This window comes from Halosimplex halobium, from assembly GCF_051414055.1.
GTDB classification, from domain to species: domain Archaea; phylum Halobacteriota; class Halobacteria; order Halobacteriales; family Haloarculaceae; genus Halosimplex; species Halosimplex halobium.
The window spans coordinates 112,447-132,722 of the sequence record NZ_JBLKNX010000015.1 but is presented as its reverse complement, the minus strand read 5'-3'; the positions used below and the strand labels follow the sequence as shown (position 1 = coordinate 132,722).

The 20,276-nt window shown below is 70.9% G+C and carries 21 protein-coding genes and 2 tRNA genes; 17 read left to right on the top strand and 6 right to left on the bottom strand.

Going from position 1 to position 20,276, the window contains the following annotated elements; translation table 11 throughout:
* Positions 1 to 60: 60 nt before the first annotated feature.
* Positions 61 to 951, top strand: a complete 891-nt coding sequence (locus tag ACMGFG_RS16480) for a hypothetical protein (protein WP_436931411.1) — start codon at positions 61 to 63, stop codon at positions 949 to 951.
* Positions 952 to 1,003: 52 nt separating this feature from the next.
* Here ACMGFG_RS16480 and ACMGFG_RS16475 read toward each other — a convergent pair.
* Positions 1,004 to 1,075, bottom strand: a tRNA-Thr gene (locus ACMGFG_RS16475).
* Between the two features lie 97 nt (positions 1,076 to 1,172).
* Positions 1,173 to 2,000, bottom strand: coding sequence for a DUF7114 family protein (locus tag ACMGFG_RS16470; protein ID WP_436931410.1), 828 nt, complete (start codon positions 1,998 to 2,000; stop codon positions 1,173 to 1,175).
* A gap of 142 nt (positions 2,001 to 2,142) precedes the next feature.
* On the opposite strand from ACMGFG_RS16470, the gene ACMGFG_RS16465 reads away from it, so the two are divergent.
* Together ACMGFG_RS16465 and ACMGFG_RS16460 are read left to right on the top strand one after the other, a co-directional pair.
* Positions 2,143 to 2,823 (top strand): enoyl-CoA hydratase/isomerase family protein, encoded by a 681-nt coding sequence (locus ACMGFG_RS16465; RefSeq protein WP_436931409.1) that lies wholly within the window; start codon positions 2,143 to 2,145, stop codon positions 2,821 to 2,823.
* Positions 2,824 to 2,969: 146 nt separating this feature from the next.
* The gene (locus tag ACMGFG_RS16460; protein WP_436931408.1) at positions 2,970 to 3,680 is read left to right on the top strand and encodes a thioredoxin-like domain-containing protein; all 711 of its coding nucleotides are present in this window, start codon (positions 2,970 to 2,972) and stop codon (positions 3,678 to 3,680) included.
* Between the two features lie 25 nt (positions 3,681 to 3,705).
* Here ACMGFG_RS16460 and ACMGFG_RS16455 read toward each other — a convergent pair whose 3' ends face one another.
* The gene (locus tag ACMGFG_RS16455; protein ID WP_436931407.1) at positions 3,706 to 4,539 is read right to left on the bottom strand and encodes an NAD+ synthase; all 834 of its coding nucleotides are present in this window, start codon (positions 4,537 to 4,539) and stop codon (positions 3,706 to 3,708) included.
* 121 nt (positions 4,540 to 4,660) lie between these two features.
* On the opposite strand from ACMGFG_RS16455, the gene ACMGFG_RS16450 reads away from it, so the two are divergent.
* The 5 genes from ACMGFG_RS16450 to ACMGFG_RS16430 all read left to right on the top strand — a co-directional run bounded on the left by ACMGFG_RS16450 (position 4,661) and on the right by ACMGFG_RS16430 (position 11,414).
* A tRNA-Gly gene (locus ACMGFG_RS16450) sits at positions 4,661 to 4,731 on the top strand.
* Between the two features lie 288 nt (positions 4,732 to 5,019).
* Entirely contained in the window at positions 5,020 to 8,355 is a 3,336-nt protein-coding gene (locus tag ACMGFG_RS16445) for a bacterio-opsin activator domain-containing protein (protein WP_436931406.1), read from the top strand.
* Between the two features lie 257 nt (positions 8,356 to 8,612).
* Entirely contained in the window at positions 8,613 to 9,644 is a 1,032-nt protein-coding gene (locus tag ACMGFG_RS16440; RefSeq protein ID WP_436931405.1) for a DUF8098 family protein, read from the top strand.
* Entirely contained in the window at positions 9,644 to 10,165 is a 522-nt protein-coding gene (locus ACMGFG_RS16435) for a hypothetical protein (RefSeq protein WP_436931404.1), read from the top strand. Before ACMGFG_RS16440 ends, ACMGFG_RS16435 begins: the two co-directional genes overlap by 1 nt.
* 199 nt (positions 10,166 to 10,364) lie before the next feature.
* Entirely contained in the window at positions 10,365 to 11,414 is a 1,050-nt protein-coding gene (locus ACMGFG_RS16430) for an AAA family ATPase (RefSeq protein ID WP_436931443.1), read from the top strand.
* Between the two features lie 81 nt (positions 11,415 to 11,495).
* Here ACMGFG_RS16430 and ACMGFG_RS16425 read toward each other — a convergent pair whose 3' ends face one another.
* A complete protein-coding gene (locus tag ACMGFG_RS16425) occupies positions 11,496 to 11,906 on the bottom strand; it encodes a hypothetical protein (protein ID WP_436931403.1) in 411 nt (136 codons plus the stop codon).
* 143 nt (positions 11,907 to 12,049) lie between these two features.
* Here ACMGFG_RS16425 and ACMGFG_RS16420 point away from each other — a divergent pair, with 143 nt between their 5' ends.
* The 7 genes from ACMGFG_RS16420 to ACMGFG_RS16390 all read left to right on the top strand — a co-directional run bounded on the left by ACMGFG_RS16420 (position 12,050) and on the right by ACMGFG_RS16390 (position 17,392).
* A complete protein-coding gene (locus ACMGFG_RS16420) occupies positions 12,050 to 12,364 on the top strand; it encodes a 30S ribosomal protein S24e (RefSeq protein WP_436931402.1) in 315 nt (104 codons plus the stop codon).
* Complete coding sequence (locus tag ACMGFG_RS16415) at positions 12,365 to 12,499, top strand: 30S ribosomal protein S27ae (protein WP_135365666.1); 135 nt, start codon at positions 12,365 to 12,367, stop codon at positions 12,497 to 12,499. It begins immediately after the preceding gene.
* 187 nt (positions 12,500 to 12,686) lie between these two features.
* Positions 12,687 to 13,016 carry a hypothetical protein gene (locus ACMGFG_RS16410; RefSeq protein ID WP_436931401.1) on the top strand — a complete coding sequence of 110 codons (330 nt, stop codon included), beginning with the start codon at positions 12,687 to 12,689 and terminating at the stop codon, positions 13,014 to 13,016.
* Between the two features lie 75 nt (positions 13,017 to 13,091).
* Entirely contained in the window at positions 13,092 to 14,807 is a 1,716-nt protein-coding gene (locus ACMGFG_RS16405) for a bifunctional N(6)-L-threonylcarbamoyladenine synthase/serine/threonine protein kinase (RefSeq protein ID WP_436931400.1), read from the top strand.
* 87 nt (positions 14,808 to 14,894) lie between these two features.
* On the top strand, positions 14,895 to 15,347 hold the full coding sequence (locus ACMGFG_RS16400; RefSeq protein WP_436931399.1) for a universal stress protein: 453 nt from the start codon (positions 14,895 to 14,897) through the stop codon (positions 15,345 to 15,347).
* 57 nt (positions 15,348 to 15,404) lie between these two features.
* Positions 15,405 to 16,979: an outer membrane protein assembly factor BamB family protein gene (locus tag ACMGFG_RS16395; RefSeq protein ID WP_436931398.1), complete on the top strand. Its 1,575-nt coding sequence runs from the start codon at positions 15,405 to 15,407 to the stop codon at positions 16,977 to 16,979.
* Positions 16,980 to 17,113: 134 nt separating this feature from the next.
* Positions 17,114 to 17,392, top strand: a complete 279-nt coding sequence (locus ACMGFG_RS16390) for a DUF5808 domain-containing protein (RefSeq protein WP_436931397.1) — start codon at positions 17,114 to 17,116, stop codon at positions 17,390 to 17,392.
* A gap of 59 nt (positions 17,393 to 17,451) precedes the next feature.
* Here ACMGFG_RS16390 and ACMGFG_RS16385 read toward each other — a convergent pair whose 3' ends face one another.
* On the bottom strand, positions 17,452 to 17,781 hold the full coding sequence (locus ACMGFG_RS16385) for a hypothetical protein (protein WP_436931396.1): 330 nt from the start codon (positions 17,779 to 17,781) through the stop codon (positions 17,452 to 17,454).
* Between the two features lie 125 nt (positions 17,782 to 17,906).
* Here ACMGFG_RS16385 and ACMGFG_RS16380 point away from each other — a divergent pair, with 125 nt between their 5' ends.
* Positions 17,907 to 18,629 (top strand): non-canonical purine NTP pyrophosphatase, encoded by a 723-nt coding sequence (locus tag ACMGFG_RS16380; RefSeq protein WP_436931395.1) that lies wholly within the window; start codon positions 17,907 to 17,909, stop codon positions 18,627 to 18,629.
* 27 nt (positions 18,630 to 18,656) lie between these two features.
* On the opposite strand, the gene ACMGFG_RS16375 is transcribed toward ACMGFG_RS16380, so the two are convergent.
* Positions 18,657 to 19,127, bottom strand: coding sequence for a DUF7384 family protein (locus ACMGFG_RS16375; RefSeq protein WP_436931394.1), 471 nt, complete (start codon positions 19,125 to 19,127; stop codon positions 18,657 to 18,659).
* 223 nt (positions 19,128 to 19,350) lie between these two features.
* Here ACMGFG_RS16375 and ACMGFG_RS16370 point away from each other — a divergent pair, with 223 nt between their 5' ends.
* Positions 19,351 to 20,205, top strand: a complete 855-nt coding sequence (locus ACMGFG_RS16370; protein ID WP_436931393.1) for a UbiA family prenyltransferase — start codon at positions 19,351 to 19,353, stop codon at positions 20,203 to 20,205.
* Positions 20,206 to 20,276 lie beyond the last annotated feature (71 nt).

Genomic DNA, 20,276 nt, shown 5'->3' with positions numbered 1-20,276 from the left:
TATTCGGCCCGAACATCTCCGGAGGGAGCCCTTCCCGCGGCGAGCGTCTACGACCGTTCGATGGACGAGGCGACCCCCGCCGAGGGCGACCGAGCGACCGTCGAGTGGCGGCGCGTCTCGCTGGACGGGGTCCCGTCGCCGGTCGTCCGCCGGGTCCCCCACCTCGAACTGAAACTCGAACACCCGGACCTGAAGCCGACGGGGCGGGCCAACCGGTTCTTCCCGGATGCGGTGCCCTACGAACTCGACGGCCGGTCACGGGTCTTCTACTGGCGGCCAGCGCTGTCGGCGTCGGGGCCCCTCGACGACTGGGCGGTCGCCTGCGCGACTACCCACAGCCTCGCGGCGTTCGACTCGCTCCCCGCGGGGGTCCCGCCGCTGGTCTCGCCCGACGGCGACGCGACGATGGTCGTCGTCGACGGGGCCGTCGGTGGCGACGCGACGACCGCCCGCGTCCGCTCGTACGACCCCCCGGAGCTCCGCGTCGACGCGGTCGCCGAGTCGGTGGTCGAACTGACCGTCGCCGGGGAGGTCCGCGAGGTGCCGGCCGGCGAGCGCCGCCGGTTCGGGCTCGCCGAACAGCGAGTCGAACCGGCCGGTGACGACGGAGAGACGACTGTCGCGCCGGAACTGGTCGTCCGCTACCCCGGTCGGCGCGAACTCTACCACCCCGAACCGGGGACCGACTCGCGGGTGTTCCCGTCGTTCGGGCTCGACCTCGACGACCTGTCGAACCCGCTTCCGGTGCCGACCGCCGCGGGCGAACTCGACGACGCTGCGCTGGCGACGGCGGTCGGCGTCGACCTGTCGGAGCGGCCCTACCCCGAGCGGGCGCTCTGGCAGGCGTTCGCCTACACGGCCTTCGACCCCCACGCCGACGCGGCGCCGACGCTCGGACAACTGCCGGAGGGCCTGATGGTCCTCCGTGACGGTGCGTTCGACGAGCAGTGACGGGAGCGCCGTGGCTCGGCGCCGGGATGTTCCGGAGAATCGGAACGCGGTAAGCCTAGGCCGGGATTTGAACCCGGGCTCTCGTCCTTACCAAGGACGCGCTTTACCTCTAAGCTACCCAGGCGCGTTTCCGAGTTGCCGCGATTCGTCTTTAGGCGTTTCGATTCACCCCCGCCGTGCGTGCGAGCCACACGGCGAGTCGGGGACGGCGCGGCGACCGATCAGATCCGATCGGCCAGCGCGGCGGGCGTCCCGTCGGAGAACAGCGAGTCGGCGACCGGGAGCCGGCCCTCGGTGCGGCCGAGCGCCCCGACGTGGCGCCGGAGGTCGTCAGTGATGGACCCGCCGGCGGCGGTCGTACCGGCGACGGCGGCGAGTTCGAACACGTCGGCCTCCAGGTTGGCGTCGAGGCGGTCGTCGCCGGTGGTCCGCCGGCGGGTCTGGTCGCCGCCGAACGAGCGGACGACAGCGACGGCCTCCCCGGCGGCCTCCGTGCGGGCCAGCAGGTAGAACCCGCGGGCGACCATCACGTCGGCGACGAGGATGTCCATGTCGGCGGCGTCGGCGTCCGCCGTCGCGGTCGGGCCGGCGGGCACGCCGTCGGTGACGGCCACGTCCCCGCCGTCGGTCCGCTCCCGCTGGTCGCCTCCCGACGACCCGCCGCCGGCCTCGCGCGCCGCGACGCCGTCGGTCCGCTGGTCGCCGTCCGCCGCGCTCCCGCCGGGCGCGCCGCCGTCCGTCCGTTCGTCCTCGCCGGCGAGGGCACCGTCGCGCTCCCACGGCGGGTCACGGGAGAGCGAGCGGGTGAGTCGCAGCCCCTCGTAGATGAGCTGGACGCCGGCCCCGCGGTCGGCGACGGCGTCGGCGTCGACCGACCCCGTGTCCGCCGACCCGCCCGCGGTGACTGCGCGAGCGCTCAACACCGTCAGTACGCCGGGTGCCATCGACCCGTCTTCGAGGCGTTCGCGGATCCGTTCGCGGAGGCGGTCGGGTTCGACGTCGCCCACCGCCTCCAGCGCGGCCCCGCGGACCGCCGCGGCTTCCTCCATTGGCGTCGGCTAGCGGTGGGAGGGGCAAAGACCTTTGGAAACGACTCACCCAACGGTCCGGTATGGCCCCGTACACCCCGGGCGAGCCCCCGTTCGGCCCCGAGCGAACGCCCACCCGGCCGACCCCGCCGGAGGGTCCGCCGTGATCGAGACCGACGACGACGGCGCGGTGTGCGTCGTCACGCTGGCCCGCCCCGACCGCCGCAACGCCCTCACCCCCGCGGCCCTCGACGACCTCGAATCCGCCGTGGAGGACGCCGACACGCCGGTCGTCCTCCTCCGCGGCGCCGGGTCGGCGTTCTGCGCCGGCGCGGACCTCGACGCGGTCGCCGACCTGCCCGACCGCGAGGCCGCCGAGCGGTTCGCACGCCGGGGACAGCGGGTCGCGGCGACCGTCGCCGGCTGCGAGTCGGTCGTCGTCGCGGGGGTCGACGGCGCGGCCCGCGGCGGCGGCGTCGAACTCGCCCTGGCCTGCGACGTGCGTGTCGCGACGCCCGCGGCGACGTTCGCCGAGTCCGGCGCGGCGATCGGCCTGTTCGGCGCCTGGGGCGGCACCCACCGGCTGCCCGAGGTCGTCGGCCTCGGCGAGGCGATGGACATCGCCCTCTCGGGCCGGGTGCTCGACGCCGACGAGGCGCTCCGGGCGGGACTCGTCTCCCGCGTCGTCGACGACCCGCGGGCCGTCGCCGACGAGATCGCCGCCAACGACCCCGCGGCGCTCGCCGTTCTCAAGGAGCGGCTCCGCGACGACGCCGACCGCGCCGAGCGGGAGCGCCGCGAGGCCGAGGCGTTCGCCGACCTGCACGCCGACTTCGAGCGGTAGGCGGTCCGCGGTCGACCGCCGACCGTGCCGTTCCGGCCGGTGACCGGACGGCTCTGAGCGGCTGCCGGGCGACGACCGGGCGACGGTCGTGTCCGCCACCACCACAACCGAAACCTTCGAAAGCGGTGGCCCCTCATAGGAGGCCAATGCCGGACTGCGACTACTGCGGGGCGACCGTCGACGGCGAGGACGCGTACCTCGACCACCTCGCCGCCGAACACGAGGGGGAGCTGGGGTCGATCGACCAGCGGCGCGTCGCCGAACGCGAGGGCGACGACGACGGCGGGATCCCGCTCGGCCCGGCGATCCTCGTCGGCCTGCTCGCGCTCGCCGGCGGGCTGGTCGTCTACGTCACCTTCCTCATGGGCGGGTCGGGCGGGACCGCCGCGGCGAGCGGTCTGCCGGACAGCGGCGACCAGTCGGTCATCTCGGGGGTCCAGACCGAGGAGTCCAACGGCCTCGAACACCGCGAGCAGGGCACCGACATCGACTACGAGCGGGTCCCCCCGACCAGCGGCCCCCACTGGGGCGGCTCGTGGGAGAGCGCCGGCTTCTACACCGAGCAGCCGCCCCTGGAGTCGCTCGTCCACTCGCTGGAACACGGCGCGGTCGTCGTCTACTACGACCCGGCCGAGCTGACCCCCGAGGCCGAGGAGCACCTGCGCGGCTGGGCGAACAACCAGACCGGCAACTGGCAGAGCTTCATCGCCGTCCCCCACCCCGAGGACGACCCCGAGTCGGCGTACGTCCTCACCGCCTGGACCAAGCGCATGACGATGGACGAGTACGACGACGAGACGGTCCGCGCGTTCGTCGCCGAGTACATCGGCCGCGGTCCCGAGAACCCGGTGCGATAGCGCCCGAAAACCGCCATTCTCGCCGTCAGTACAGCGGCTCGGGTCCCGGCGGCGCCGCCCGCTTGTGCTTGCTCCGCTCGTACAGTCCCCGGACCCGCTCGACAGTCTCCGCGTCGACGCCGAGGTGGTCGGCGGTCGCCGAGACCGATAGCGGGCCGTCGACGTGGAGCGCGAGGATCGAGTCGAGCGTGTCGTAGCCCATGCCGAGTTCGCCCTCGTCGGTCTGGTCGACCCACATGCCGGCGCTGGCCTCCTTGGCCGCCAGGTCCTCGGGCACGCCGACGTGGCGGGCCAGCTGGCGCACCTGCTGTTTGTAGAGGTTCGCGATCGGGTGGCAGTCGACCGCGCCGTCCCCGTACTTCGTGAAGTAGCCAACCAGCGCCTCCGTCCGGTTGCCCGTCCCGACCACGAGCCCGCCCTCGGTGTTTGCCACGAGGTAGTTCAGCACGGCGCGGATACGCACGTAGAGGTTGCCCGTCGCCATCCTGTCGCCCTCGGCGTCGGGGTAGGCGTCGAGGAAGGCGTCGGCGATGGGCGTGATCTCCACCACGTCGTACTCCACGTCGAGCAGTTCGCTCGCCACCCGCTCGGCGTCGCTCATGTTCGACTCCCGATTCACCTCGCTGGGCATCACCAGCGCGTGGACGTTCTCGGCGCCCAGCGCCTCGACGACCAGGTGCGAGGTGAGCGTGCTGTCGATGCCGCCCGAGAGGCCCATCACCGCGCGGTCGGCGTCCGCGGCCTCGTACTGGTCGCGAATGAACTCGGTGACGTGCTCGCGGTGCGCTTCGAGTTCGTCGGTCGAGAGCGACATGTCGAGCGGGTCGCTCGCCCGGACGAGATCCTCGGTCGTAGCCATACCGAACCGTTCGTACGAGTGCGACTAATACCCTCGTGTCGCCGCCGATCGGTGACCGTCCGTCCACTCGACCGAAGCGCTACGTTCAAGTGATCGGGACTGCCACATCCACCCGAAGGGAGCGCCGTTGGTCCAGTGGTAGGACATTAGCTTCCCAAGCTAATAGCCCGGGTTCAATTCCCGGACGGCGCATCCTCGGGTGACCAATACGGCGAGCACCGCGTAGCGTGTGCTCGCCACCGTGAACCGCGGCCGCGGCCACGGGAATTGAACTACGGCAGACCGATCGGTCGCGGTTCGAACGAGGTGAGAACCGCGATGTGAACGGCGGAGCCGTCACAAGTGAGGTCTGGCATCGAGTTCAATTCCCGGACGGCGCATCGAACTCCGTTCTCATCGGTGCCACGCAGTCCGTCGGAATCACCCCGGTCGGTTACCGGATACTTGGGTTTAAGCCGTTCCGAGCGAAAGACGGCGCCAATGGCTGAGCGTGACGAGGTCCTGGTAGCCGGTGGGCCGGCCGAGGGCCGGGCGGTCGCCGACGACCTCGCGGCGGTCGACGGGCTGGCCGTCGAAACGACGGGGGCGGCGAACCCCGTAGAGGTCGACCCGGGCGGCGCCGACTGCGTCGTCTGGGTCGGGTCGGCGACGGCCGACGACCTGGGGACGCTCGTGGAGTGTGCGGGCGGTCCGGGCGGGATTCCGGTCGTGCTGGTCGACGACGGTGACGACGGGAGCCTCGACCCGGCGGCGGCCTTCGACGCCGGCGTGGCCGATGTCGTGCGTGCCGGCGAGGGGCAGGCGGCGGTGCTGGCCCGGCGCGTCGAGCGACTGCTGGCGGGGGAGACGGACGGGGCAGGGGAAACCGACGGCGCGTCCGCGGACCGGGCGGCGACCGACGGGGGCGGCGAGCGCGGGGGGATCGAGGCGGCGACGCCGCCGGCGGCGAGCGCCGAGCGGGTCCTCGAACGCGTCGACGCCGCGGTGCTGGGACTGGACGACGACTGGCGGATCACCTACCTCAACGAGCCGGCCGCCGAGGCGCTGGGCGAACCCGCCGACGCGGTCCGCGGCGAGGTCGTCTGGGAGGCGTTCCCCGACCTGGAGGGGACCGTCTTCGAGCGGGAGTACCGCGAGGCGCTGGCGAGCCAGGAGGTCCGCACGTTCGAGACCCGCTACGACCCGGAGGACAGCTGGCTGGCGGTGTCGGTCTACCCCGCCGCCGACGGGCTGTCGGTGTACGTCCGGGACGTGACCGACCGCAAGCGGACCGAGGCGGAGCTCGAACGCAACGAGCAGGCGCTGCGGGACCTCCAGCGGCTGGCCTCCTCGCGGGACCTGTCCGTCGACGAGAAGCTGGAGCGGGCGCTGGCGGTCGGCTGCGACCGGCTCGACCTGCCGCTGGGGTACCTGACCCGGATCGACGGCGACACCCAGACCGTCGTGGCCTCCCACGGGGACGCGGTCGAGCCCGGCACCCGCCAGCCCGTCGCGGAGAGCTACTGCCGGCGAACCGTCGAGACCGACGGACTGCTCGCGCTCGAACACGCCGGCGCCGAGGGGTGGGACGGTGACCCCGCCTACGAGCGCCACGGGATGGAGTGTTACCTCGGGGGGAAGCTGCTGGTCGACGGCGACGTCTACGGGACGCTCTGTTTCGGCGCTGCCGACGCCCGCGAGGCGCCCTTTACCGACGCCGAGGAGACGTTCATCGAGCTGCTCGTCGAGTGGGTCAGCTACGAGATCGAGCGCCGCGAGCGCGAGCGGGAGCTGGGCCGCTACGAGACCATCGTCCGCTCGGTCGACGACGGCGTCTACGAGCTCGACGAGGAGGGGCGGTTCACGTTCGTCAACCCCGCGATGTGCCGTATATCCGGATACGACGCGGACGAACTCGTCGGCGAGCACGTCTCGGTCGTCAGGGGCGACGACGCGACCGCGGCGGCAGTCGAGGCGCTGCTGGCCGGCGAGGCGACCGAGCGGACCGTCGAGTCGGCCGTCCAGCGCAAGCGCGGCCCGCCGGTTCCCTGCGAGGACAGCCTGACGGCGCTGACCGACGGGGACTCCGTCAGGGGCGTCGTCGGCGTCGTCCGCGACGTGACCGAGCAGAAGGCCCACCGCGAGATGCTCTCGGAACTGGTGACCTCCTCGCGGTCGCTCATGCAGGCCCGGGACCGCGAGGAGGTCGCCGAGATGGCCGCCCAGGCGGTGGCGGACGTGCTCGGCTTCGAGCTGAACACCGTCCGCCTGTTCGACCGAGAGACCGACCGGCTCGAACCCGTCGGGACGACCGACGCCGTCGCCGAACGCGGCGTCCGGACCCCGGCCTACGACGTCGACGAGGGCGGCCCCGGCCGGGCGTTCGTCGACGGCGAGATGGTCGTCGTGGAGGACACCGCGACCCTCGACGACGGCCTCCCCCACGACATCGTCCGCTCGGCGCTGCACGTCCCGATGGGCGTCCACGGCACCATCAGCATCGGCGCCGAGTCGGCCGACGCCTTCTCGAACACGGACCGCCAGGCCGCCCAGTTGCTGGCGACCAGCGCCGCCGCCGCGGCCAACCGCGCCAAGCGCGAACAGGAGGTCCGCGAGGCACGCGAGCGGGTCGACACGCTCGTCGACCGGATCAACGGCCTCATCGAGAACACCGTCGAGGTGCTCGTTCAGGCGGGCACGCGCGAGGAACTCGAGCGCGGCGTCGTCGAGCAGCTGGTCGCCACCGACCCCTACGCCTTCGCCTGGATCGGCCGGCCGGACCTCGCGGCCGAGCGCATCGAGGCCACCGCCTGGGGCGGCGACGTGCCCGAACTCGCCGACGCCGTCGCGGACCTGTCGCTGGACCGGTCGGCCGCCCGGGACGCCGCCGACCCCGCCGCGCTCGCGCTCGACGACGAGGCCATCCACATCGTCGACGACCTGGCCGACGCCCCCGGGGGGAGCGTCCACGCCGCCGCGCGCGAGGCCGGCCTCGGCTCGATGATCGCCGTCCCGCTCACCTACAAGGACGCCAGCTACGGCGTCCTCTGCGTCTACGCCTCGGCGCCCGACGCCTTCGCCGACCGCGAACAGGTCGTCCTCGACGCGCTCGGGCGGGCCGTCGCCAACGCCGTCAACGCCATCGAGAGCGGCCGCATCCTCTCGACGGACCGGGTCGTCGAGCTGGAGTTCACCGTCCGGGACGACGACCTGCTGTTCAACCGCCTCTCCGCGGGGACGGACGCGACCTACGAGCTGACGGGGTCGGTCCACGAGTCGGACGGGAGCCTCCGGCTGTACGTCGCCGCCAGCGGTGCCGACGCCGACGAGATCGAGTCAGTGCTCGCCGGCGACGACGGGGTCGCGGCGTCGAGCGTCATCGCCGACCACGACGGCGAGGTGCTGTTCGAGGCGGTCGTCGACGACTCGCTGGTCGAGTTGCTGGCCGACCACGGCGCGGTCACCCGGTCGGTCGTCGCCGAGGACGGCATCGTCCGCTACACCATCGAACTCCCCTACGAGGCGGAGGCGCGGGAGCTGTTCGAACTCGTCTCGGACCGCTACCACGGCACCGACCTGGTGGGCTACCACGAACACGAGCGGCCCGTCAGGACCCGCCAGGAGTTCCGCGAGGCCGTCACGGACCGGTTCACCGACCGCCAGGAGACGGCCATCCGCACGGCCTACCTCGGCGGCTTCTTCGAGTGGCCCCGCGACGTGGACGGCGACGACCTCGCCGAGTCGATGGACATCTCCCGGCCGACATACCACCAGCACCTCCGCGCGGCCCAGCGGAAGGTGTTCGACGAACTGTTCGACCCCCACTCCGGGCGGTAGTTCCGATACCGCGACCGTCCGGGGCCGATCCCCGTGGCCGGCCGAGAGAGGTGGATTCATACGTCCGAGCGACCTACTGGCAGGCGCCGACTACAGCGGGTGATGGACGGTTTCGAACCGACTAATAGTTCGTTCCCGTCGCCCGACTCGAGGCGTTCGCCCGGATTCCGGATGGCCCAAGTGCTGGTACGTTTGACCTGCCTCACACGCTGTATCAGTCGGGGAATTTTTGTGTGTTGCCACGCGTATCTCCGGCCATGAGCGACCCCACAGACGGCAATATGGATATCGAGCTTGGGGTCCTGAAGCTTTTTCGCCGTACCCTCACGCGTGCAGCGGACGACACCGACGACTCGTCGAGTACCGAATTGGATCCGATTCGGACACAGAAACTCGTTCTGGCCGGGGTCCGCCATTTCGGACTCGAAGACCGAGTTACGATCCAGTGGTATCTGGACGGGGATATGCTCCCGCGGCTCTCGGAGACCGGAGACGATGTCGCGATCGTGACGAATGCGGGCTACGACGAAGGACCATTTCCCACCGAGGAGGAGGTGTATCGGTTCTACACCGAGGAACTATCGAATTCGTTCCCCACCGGCGAGACTCTCCCGGAAATCCTCGAACAGGACCCGTTCGAGTGGCTCGAAACGTACTATCGGGCGAAAGACATCCCGTTCAGTGAGGTTTACCGGACGAATCTGGAGATCTATCTCCGTCTGCGGCATCTACAGCAGTACTACGACCCGGACCACTCCCGCGAGAGCCTCCCCGACTCGGATCCCGCTACGGTCGCGGACGACATCTCGGATGCTACGATGAGGATGAAAACCGCGATGACGCGGTACATCCTTTTCCAGAGTCTCGGCCCCTACGTCACCGAGTTCGACCGGATTGCCGGGCAGATCCTCTCGGAGATCAGTGCGGATCTCGATTCCGACCACGAGTCGCGGTCCAACCACAAGATTCTGATCAGTCACCTGGGGCGCTTCTACTACCACGCGATCTGGGAACCGATCGCCGCTCGGATGGGGTACTACACGGTCGAGGCACCGTCCCAGGAACAGTTGGATGATACGAGGAGCTCCCGGGTGAAACAGCTCAAACTAACCAGAACTAGGTTCTTCGACGAACTCGAGAAGTTGCGTAGCCGGACGGACGAATTCGGCATTCGGTTAGAGACGCGTACCGAGCGTCTCCCCCGGATCAACCCCGAGGAGTCCGGTCTTGAGAACGTGCTCTCCCTCGATATGGACGAGTTGAGCGGTGAACAGGCTGCTGAAGGCTGATGGACCTGTCGACGTTGCCGCAACCGACTGCGGAACACTACAGACAATCTTACGGGAGCCCGCCCGACAGGTCTCTCTACGTCACTCGTGACTTCCTGAAGGCGAGATACATCGACCCGGATGGAGATGGCGTTCTCCAACTGAAAAAGCAGTACGTCGACGAACTGATCAGACAGATCGAGGCCAAAGAGATCGCGTTCCGAAAGCTGGTCGTCTCGAACGAGACCCTGACGGAAGTCGTGATCTCGTTGCACAGAGAGGGCACCGAGGCGGGCGCCGGCGAGTGCCTTCGTGAAGTTCGAACCAACGACATCTTCGAGATCGCACAGACCTCTCGTGATCGGTTCGATGCTGCTGCGGGCCACTTCGAGTATCTCCGGGACAAAGACCCAAACTTCGGTGAATTCATCGACTATCAAGTCATGATGGAAGAAGGTATCCGATACGTCGCGACTTGGGATACCGATTTTCGGAATTTCGAGTGGGTCTCGTTGCTCCCGATCTCGCGATGGGGTGTCTGATCCTCGCGGACAGCAGCGGTGCGTAGCGTTCCTGGCCGTGTCGGCGTTCAAAAAACAGTACCGTATCTGTCAGAGGTGAGTACGCCCGCCGACGCAGCACCGTCGTTTCGGCCCCAAGTAGCGGTCGCAATCGTGAGTGCCGTTCGGTGCCGGACCGAGAGAGGTGGATTCATACGCCGGGGCGACCTACCGGCGGGCGATGGCCGACGACGACGGCGACGACGGGGCGGCCGCGGTCGAGGGGCCGCTGTGGACCGAGACGCACGCGCCGGCGCTGGCCGACCTCCCCCAGGCGGAGGTCCGCGAGCACCTGGAGAGCGTCGTCTCCGAACCGATGAACCTGCTCGTCCACGGGCCGAAAGGGGCCGGCAAGACCGCCGCAGTGCGCGCGCTGGCCGACGAACTCCACGACAACCCCGAGGCGGACCTCGTGGAGATCAACGTCGCCGACTTCTTCGACATGACCAAGAAGGAGGTCAGCGAGGACGACCGCTTCTCGCGGTTCATCGACAGCAAGCGCCGCCGGGAGTCCTCGAAGGCCGACCTCATCAACCACGTCCTCAAGGAGTCGGCGAGCTACCAGCCGGTCTCGGGCAGCTACAAGACGGTCCTGCTGGACAACGCCGAGGGCGTCCGCGAGGACTTCCAGCAGGCGCTCCGGCGGGTGATGGAGCAGTACTACGAGGCGACGCAGTTCGTCATCGCGACCCGCCAGCCCTCGGCGCTGATCCCGCCGATCCGCTCGCGGTGTTTCCCCGTCGCCGTCCGCAAGCCGACCCACGACGAGACGGTGGCGGTGCTGGAGGACATCGTCGAGGCGGAGAGCGCCGACCACGACGACGAGGGCATCGAGTACGTGGCGGGCTACGCCGACGGCGACCTCCGGGAGGCGATCCTGGCCGCCCAGACCACCTACGAGCAGGAGGGCGAGATCACCATGAACACCGCCTACGAGGTGCTGGGCTCTTTGGGCGCCGACGAGCGCGTCCAGGAGATGGTCACAGCCGCCGAGGCCGGCGAGTTCACCGACGCCCGGTCGACGCTGGACGACCTGCTCGTCGACGAGGGCCACAGCGGCGAGGAGGTGCTGGAGGACGTGCTCGCGGTCGCACGCTCGCGGTACTCCGGCGCCGACCTCGCGCGGGTCCACGAACTCGCTGGCGAGATCGATGTGGACCTCCACGAGGGGACCAGCGACCGCATCCACGTCTCGCACCTGCTGGCCGAACTCGGCGAGATGCGCACGTAGGAACCCGCCGGTCCCGCTCTCCCGGTCCCGATCTCGGGCACGTTCTCGCCGGGCTATCCGCGCGTTCGTCGAGCGACCCGTTCACGAACGCGGACGCTCGCGCCCGCGGGAGACGCTCCGGAGGACGCTCACGCCGGAGCCGCCGAGTACCAGAACCCAGAACCCGACCGCGAGGGCGGCCTCGGACTCGCCCGGCGGCGCGCGAGCGAAGTCGGCGACCAGCCACACCGCGAGCGCGAGCGACCCCAGTCCGACGAGCGCCAGCCCCGCCCGGACCGGGCGCGTCCGGACGGCTCGGCGGCAGAACGCCCGAGCCCGTGAGGAGGCGTACGAGACGAGCAGCAGGACCGCAGCGGTGCTGTAGGCGGCGACCGCCGTCCAGCCGCCGGCGACGGTGACCCCGCCGAGGACGAGGGTGTCGTACGCGCCGAGCGCGGCGACCAGCGCCGCCAGCAGCCCCAGTGCCAGTCGTGAGCGCCGTCGGTCGGCCACGACGGACCGTCTCACGGACGTGATAAGCGAGTGTCGGTTCGGCGGCGGGCGGTCGCGCCGCGCTCGCCGGCAGGTCGGTCGACTCCTGTTGGCGGGTTCGAAATCCTTTTACGCGCTTCGGGGGGAGTATTGGGCAACGAACCATGGACATCGACATCATCGAGGAAGACGAGAACCCGATGTTGCATCGGACGGACGTGCGCTTCGAGGTGACCCACGAGGAGGCGACGCCCTCGCGGCTCTCGGTCCGGGACTCGCTCGCGGCCAAGCTCAACAAGGACGCCGAGGAGGTCGTCGTCCACGAGCTGGACACCAAGTTCGGCATGCGCAAGACCGTCGGCTACGCGAAGGTCTACGACGACGCGGAGTACGCCCGCGACGTCGAGCAGGACCACATGCTCGAACGCAACAAGATCGTCGCCGAGGACGGCGAGGGCGAGCAGGCGGAGGAAGCGTAGATGCCCCGCCACGAGTTCTACGACGAGGACGGCAGCACCGACCGCGAGCAGTGCCCCCGCTGTGGCGACACCTTCCTCGCCGACCACGGCGACCGCCAGCACTGCGGCAAGTGCGGCTACACCGAGTGGGAGTAAGGCCCGCCTTTTCCGCCGTTTTCGCCGTCTCGTAGCCGGTGGTTCGGCGGTCCGGACGTTCGCCCCGGTGACGGTGTGGTCGCGTCGGTCCGTCCCCGACCCGGTTTCGCTGTGTGGCGAACCCCCGCGGGGGCGCCGGGCGCGACGAGCGGTGGATTTAACAACCGATTCTCATACATTCGAAGACATGACAGAGGTGAACCTGGTCGATTCCGCGAAGTGCCCGCACTGCAGGGAGGAGGTCTCTGGCGAGGAACTGAACGCGCTGGAAACCGCCATGGCGGAGGAGACGATGCTGGTGTGTCCGGAGTGTGACACCATCCTGGGCGGGGCGATGGGCGACGGGATGTTCGCCTCACTCGCCGCGACACAGCTCGCCGAGGAACTCGACGAGATCCGAGACGTGGTCGAGGCCCTGATGGACGCGGCCGAAGCGGACCAACCGGACGACATCGACGACGAATCTCTCGAACTGCTCGACGACCGGATGGGCGCCGCGGAAGTGAACATCAACTGACCGAAACGGCGACCGGCGAGGCCGCCGCGGACCGAAGTCGTCTTTTCGCTGGGCGGCCGACGGCGTAGCAAGCGAATGGCCCCGCCCACATCCGCAGCGGACGCATCCGGCGACGTACGGCGAGTCCTCGGTATCGAGGGGACCGCCTGGGCGGCCAGCGCCGCCGTCTACGAGGTCGACGCCGACGACGTATTCATCGAGAGCGACCCCTACCAGCCCGACAGCGGCGGCATCCACCCCCGGGAAGCCGCCGAGCACATGAGCGAGGCCGTCCCGAGCGTCGTCGAGACGGCGCTCACCGAGGCCCGCGAGCAGGCGGCGACCGAGGAGGGCCGCGGCCCCGACGAACCCCCCATCGACGCCGTCGCCTTCTCCCGCGGTCCCGGCCTGGGGCCCTGCCTGCGGATCGTCGGGACGGCGGCCCGCGCCGTCGCCCAGCGGTTCGACGTGCCGCTCGTGGGAGTGAACCACATGGTCGCCCACCTCGAGATCGGCCGCCACTACTCGGGCTTCGAGGCACCGGTCTGCCTGAACGCCAGCGGTGCGAACGCGCACGTCCTCGCCTACCGCAACGGCCGCTACCGCGTGCTCGGCGAGACGATGGACACCGGCGTCGGCAACGCCCTGGACAAGTTCACCCGCCACGTCGGCTGGTCCCACCCCGGCGGCCCGAAGGTCGAGAGCCACGCGAAGGAGGGCGAGTACGTCGACCTGCCCTACGTCGTCAAGGGCATGGACTTCTCGTTCTCGGGGATCATGAGCGCGGCGAAAGACGAGTACGACGACGGGACCCCGGTCGAGGACGTGTGCCGCGGCCTGGAGGAGACCGTCTTCGCGATGCTGACGGAGGTCAGCGAGCGGGCGCTGTCGCTGACCGGCCGCGACGAGCTCGTCCTCGGGGGCGGCGTCGGGCAGAACGAGCGCCTCCAGAGGATGCTCCGGGCGATGTGCGAGCAGCGCGGCGCCGAACTGCACGTCCCGGAGGACCGGTTCCTGCGGGACAACGCGGGGATGATCGCGGTGCTGGGTGCGAAGATGGCCGCCGCGGGCGACACGCTCGCCGTCGAGGAATCGAGCATCGACTCGGACTTCCGCCCCGACGAGGTGCCCGTGACCTGGCGGACCGGCGAGCCCGAACCGGCGCCCGCGGCGTCGACGCGGGTCGACGCGGGCGCGGCGGCCGAACAGCAGGGCGCGGAGGCGACCGTCTCGATCGAGGGCGACCGCGTCGTCAAGCGGCGGGTGCCCCGCTCCTATCGCCACCCGGCGCTCGACGAGCGGCTGCGCCGCGAGCGGACGCGCATCGAGGCGCGGCTGACCAGCGAGGCTCGGCGCTGTGGCGTCCCCACGCCGCTCGTGCTCGACGTGGACACCGGCGAGTCGACGATCGTCTTCCAGCGAGTCGGCGACCGCGATCTGGACGCCGGGCTGACTGCCGAGCGGGCGCGGGCGGTGGGCCGTCACCTCGCGACGATCCACGACGCCGGGTTCGTCCACGGCGACCCGACGACCCGGAACGTCCGCGTCGGGTCGGCCGACGACGGCTGCGCGGCCGGCGACGCCCCGGACGACCGCGTGTTCCTCGTCGACTTCGGGCTGGGGTACCACACCGGCCACGAGGAGGACCACGCGATGGACCTGCACGTGTTCGCCCAGAGCCTGGCGGGGACCGCCGACGACGCCGACCGGCTGCAGGCCGCCGCCGAGGACGCCTACCGGGCGACCAGCGAGCGGGGCGAGACCGTCATCGACCGCTTGCGGGCGATCGAGGGGCGCGGCCGCTACCAGTGAGGCCCCGGGCCGCGGGCCCCTTCGGCGGCGTCACTGTTGACCGACACCAATGAACTTTAAATAGTCGTCGGCGAACATACGAACAGTATGGACCGACCGCTTGTGGTCTACGACGACGAGAACACGGAACTGCTCGAGGAGGCGGGGGAGATCGCCGCGGGCGTCGATGCGCAGCTGATCGTCCTCTCGCTGATGACGGCCGACGAGTTCAGGGAGGCCCGCGAGGCGCTCGACGTGGTCGCAAAGGAGGAACACACCGCCTACGACGACAGCGTGGTCATCGACGCGGCGAAGAAACAGGCCCGCGAGACGGCCGGGGAACTGTTCGACGACGACGTCGACTACCGCATCGTCGGCGCGCGGATCGGCGACGGCGAGAGCGAGGCCGACCGCATCCTCGAAGTGGCCGACGACAACAACGTCGACCACGTGTTCATCACCGGGCAGAAGCGCTCGCCGACGGGCAAGGCCGTCTTCGGCGACCGCGTCCAGTCGATCATCCTCAACTTCGACGGGCCGGTGACGAGCCTGCTGGGCTGACGGACGGCCGCCTGTTTAACGGAAGACTTACTCCGGCCGGCGCGCTGGCCGGACACGATGGACGACACCCAGCCCTGGCGACGACGGACCCTCCTCCGGCGCGCCGGCACCGGCGCGCTGGCCCTGGCGACGCTCGGGGCCGCCGGCACCGGCGCCGCATCGACAGTCCCCGACAGCGACGCGGTCGCCGATCGGTCGGGCCCCGGGCGCGACCCGTCCGCCGACGCGTCGGCGCCGGCCGCCGCGCTCGACCGGCAGTCGACCGTCTCGGCGGGACCGAGCCGCTGGCCGCAGTTCCAGGCCGACCCGACCAACAGCGGGTACACCGAGACGCTCGGACCGGCCGAGGGGTCGACCGCCTGGACGTTCGACACCGGCGCCCCGGGGCAGGCGACCGCGGCCGCCCCGGGCACGGCTACAGCGGGCGAGGACCCGCCGGACGACCCCACCGACAACGTCGTCTCCTCGCCGGCGGTCGTCGACGGGACCGTCTACGTCGGCAGCAACGACGGCCACCTCTACGCGGTCGACGCCGCGAGCGGCGAGCAGGAGTGGCGCTACGGGACCGGTACGGATCCGGAGTCCAGGGAGGAGGTGATGTCCTCGCCGGCGGTCGTCGACGGGACCGTCTACGTCGGGAGCCACGACGCCCGCCTCCACGCGGTCGACGCCGCGAGCGGCGAGCGGGAGTGGGCCTTCGATGCCGACGGCGCCGTCTTCGCCTCGCCCACCTACCGGGACGGCGTCCTCTACGTCGGCAGCCAGGCGGGGACGATGTACGCGGTCGACACCGCCGGCGAGGAGGTCTGGAGCGCGTCGGTCGCCGACCGCGTCGACTCGACGGCGGCGGTCGTCGACGGGACGGTGTACGTCGGCCGCTGGAACGACGACCGCACCGGCAGCGTCGTGGCGCTCGACGCCGGGAGCGGCGACGAGGTCCGGGAGTACGACGCCCGCGGCCGGGTCGCCTGCTCGCCGACCGTGACCGACGGCGTCGTCTACTTCGGCGACTACGCGGGGGTCGTCTACGCCATCGACACCGGCACGGCCGAGCTCGTCTGGGGGCGCCAGCTGGGCGGTCCGGTGCTCGCCTCGCCGGTCGTCGTCGACGGCACCATCTACGCCGGGAGCTTCGGCGAGACGCTGTGGGCGATGGACGCGAGCAACGGCGACATCGAGTGGTCGTACGCGACCGACGGGCAGGTCCTCAGCTCCCCGGCGGTCACCGGCGACACCGTCTACGTCGGGAGCGAGGACCGGCACCTCCACGCGATCGACCGCGAGACCGGCCAGGGTCGGTTCAGCGTCGAGACGGGCGAGGCCGTGCTGTCCTCGCCGGCGGTCACCGCGGGCGCGGTCTTCGTCGGCAGCAGCGACAGTTTCGTCTACGCCGTCGGGAACCCCGGCGGCGGCGAGTCCGTGAGCGCGACGCCACCGGGCGAGACAGACGGAACCGACGGGTCGTCGTCAACGCCCGACACGGGAGGGTCGGGCGACGCCGCGGAGACTACCTCCGGCGACGGGGCGGGCTTCGGTGTCCTCGGCGCGGTCGCCGGCGTCGGCCTCGGTGCCTGGAAGTGGGCACGGGGCACGGACTTCGGAGACGGTCGAACGGACGGGAACGCCGACTGACACGACCGGTGGACGCCCGCCGCCGGAACCCGAGCGCGGGCTGACAGGAACGGCCGGCGGTCGGCTCGCGACCTGCCCTCGCCCCGTCGCTTGCGGTGGAAAACGACTTAACGGGGCCGCCCGTATCCTGCCACATGGTCGACAAGCCCACTTCGGGGTCGCTGTTCGGCATCCCGTACAACTTCGAGCAGCCGAGTCTCAAGCGGATGCTCTCGACGTACTGGCAGCCCGGCGAGGGGATGCTCGTCGAGAAGCCGTTCGGCGTCGGCTACACGCTCAACCTCGCCTCGTGGCGCTCGTGGGTCGTCCTCGCCGTCGCCGGCGCCCTCTGGTGGCAACAGAGCCAGAGCGCCGGCGAGGCCGAGTTCGACGACGAGGACGAGGAGCCCGTGGAAGTCGTCGTCGAGGACTGAGCGGACGGTTCTTCTCGCGACGCCGACACACCGGGAGCGGCGCCAACGCGTCTGCCGGCTCACGCGCCGTTCGCGGCGCCCGGCGCGTACGTGTTGAGCCGGTAGACGAGCCGCGCGACCGCGACTGCGACCGCGAGGCCGAAGATGGTTCCGAGGTAGTCCGGGGGTGTCGTCACGGCCTCGACGACGCCGAGTGCGACCGTCGCGACTCCCACGCGGAGCACGGTACTCCCCGCCATCTCCGCGACGACGTCCTCCGGGATCGGACTCGTCTCGTCGTAGCCGGCGACGAGGAACGTCCAGCCGCGATACCTGACGAGGGCGCCGACCACGAGAGCGACCACGCCGACGGCGGCGGTCCCCACCGCCGGGGAACTCGAGGGGACCATACACAGTGTCGTACGCCCGACACGAACGTAAGCCTTGCGGGAGCGCCAGACGGTGTGGGTGCGGAAGCGGGCGCCAACGGTCGTGAACCAACGGGCCTATGCTGCGGCGAGTGCAGTCCTCCGGTATGACCGTCACCTTCGTCACCACCAATCCCGGAAAAGTCAACGAGGCCCGGGAGTACCTCACCGAGCCGGTCGAACAGCTCGACTTCGACACGCCGGAGATCCAGAGCGACGACCTCGGCGCCATCGCGGCCCACAAGGCACGCGCCGCTTACGAGTACACCGTTGCGTCGGAGACGCAACGAGCAGACGGCGAAGCCGTCGACGCCGGCGAGCCGGTGTTCGTCGACGACGCCGGCCTCTTCATCGACGCCTTCGACGGCTTCCCCGGCCCCTACTCCTCGTACGTCCACGAGACCGTCGGCGTCGAGCGCGTCTGGCGGCTCGCCAAAGAGGAGGCGGATCGGGCCGCCAGTTTCCGCGGGGTCGTCGCCTACTGCGACGGCGGGGACTTCGAAGCGACGCCCGAGCCGGTGGACAGGGACGAGCGCCGCGGACAGGACCAGGCCGCGGACGAACGGGCGGCGGCGACGACCGACGAGCGGGTCCGCACCGACGACGGCGACGGCGACGACGACCTTCCGGTCAAACTCTTCTACGGTGTGGTCCCGGGCGAGATCGTGGCGCCCCGCGGCGACGGCGGGTTCGGCTACGACCCCATCTTCGAGTACGACGACCGCACGTTCGCGGAGATGGACCCCGACGAGAAGAATGCGGTTTCCCACCGCGGGCGCGCCCTGGCGAAGTTCGCCGACTGGCTGGCCGAGCGGGACACGCCCGAGTGAGCGCGGCGCAGCTGGGGCTCGCGGCGGTCACGCCCGCGGGTCCCGGTCGGGGCCAGGGTACTCGCCGCCCTCGACGGCCTCGTACAGCGATTCGGGGTCGAAGACGGCCGCGAACGCACGCGGAGACCTGACGCTCGCCTCGACGCGCCCGCGGATCGCCGCGCCGGCGGCCGCCGACTGCAGGTCCGCGTCGAAGCTGAGGACGTGCATCGCGCCGCCGTGCAGGGCCGACGCCAGCGCCGGGTGATCCCCGTCGGGCTGGTCGACCGGTTCGCGGAGCGCCTCCGCCCGCTCGCGCCAGTCGGCGGCGAGGTCCGGGTCCGCGAGGTCGGCGACCACCGCCTCGGCGTCGTCGAGCAGTGGGTCACTCGCGACGAGCGTCATCCAGGAGTGCGAGCGGACGTGGTCGAGCGCCTCGCGGGCGGTACCCCCCACGAGGAGGTCGGCTGCCAGCACGTCCGCGTCCGCGACCACCCGGGCGGGACTCGCCTCGGTCACGCTTTCTCACCCGACTCCGTCCGGCGCTCGCGGAGCGCCGCTCGCACCGCCTCGGTCGTCACCTCGCGGTCGGCGGCGCGCTCGAAGAGATCCTTCCAGGTCATGGCCGCAGGGAGGGGGTCCGCCCGGGAAAAACGTGCGGTCGAGTCGGTCGCCGCCGTGTCGGGGCGTCCGGACCTGATCCTGCGAAAGAAGGTTGTGGCTCCCGGCCGAACGGGACTCCATGGGGGAGGCCACGCACGCCGGTGGGGGCGTTCCGACCGTTCGAGCGCTGCTCTCGCAGGTACACCCGGTGTTCATGCTGCCGCCGCTGGCGGCGTCGCTGTTCGGCGGCGTCTTCGCCGGCGGCGTCGACCCCGCGGCCGCCGCCGCGCACGTCGCGGCCCTGTTCTTCGCGGTCTACACCGCCCACGTCAAGGACGGCTACGTCGATTTTCACATCCGTGACGAGGACGACAGCCACCCCCTCTCGGCGCCGGCCTCCCGGCGCGCGCTCGCCGGGTCGACCGCCGGGTTCCTGGCGGCGCTGGCGGCCGTCTGGACGCTCGGCGGGCCCGGTGCCGCCGCACTCACCGCGCCGACATGGGCGCTGGGCTACTTTCACGCTCCGCAACTGGATACCAACACCGTCGGCGCCACGATGGGCTACCCGACCGGGATCGCGCTCGCGCTCCTCGGGGGCTTCCAGGTCCAGGCGGGTCGACTCACGCCCGCGGTCGTCGGGCTCGCCGGCGTCTTCCTGCTCTTCCTCTCGGGGATCAAGGTGATCGACGACGCGCAGGACTTCGACTACGACCGCTCCATCGACAAGCGGACGGTCGCGGTCGTGCTGGGCGAGCGGGGCGCCCACCGGGCCGCCTACGCGCTCATGGCGACCGGCATGGTCGCGGTCGTCGCGCTCGCGCTCGGACTGCGGGCGATCCCGCCCAGCGCGGGCGCCGCGGCGCTCGTCTTCGGCGCGGTCGCGCTCGTCGCTCGCCGCGCCGAGCCGGAACTCGCGACGATGCTGCTCATCCGCGGGTCGTACCTGTTCCTCGCGGCGCTCGTCGCCGCGGTGTGGTTCCGGCCGCTGGGCTGACCGGAGCGGACGGCGACGCGAATCCACCGATTCCCTGGCGAGTAGGCACCGCATACGCCGACCCAGGACCG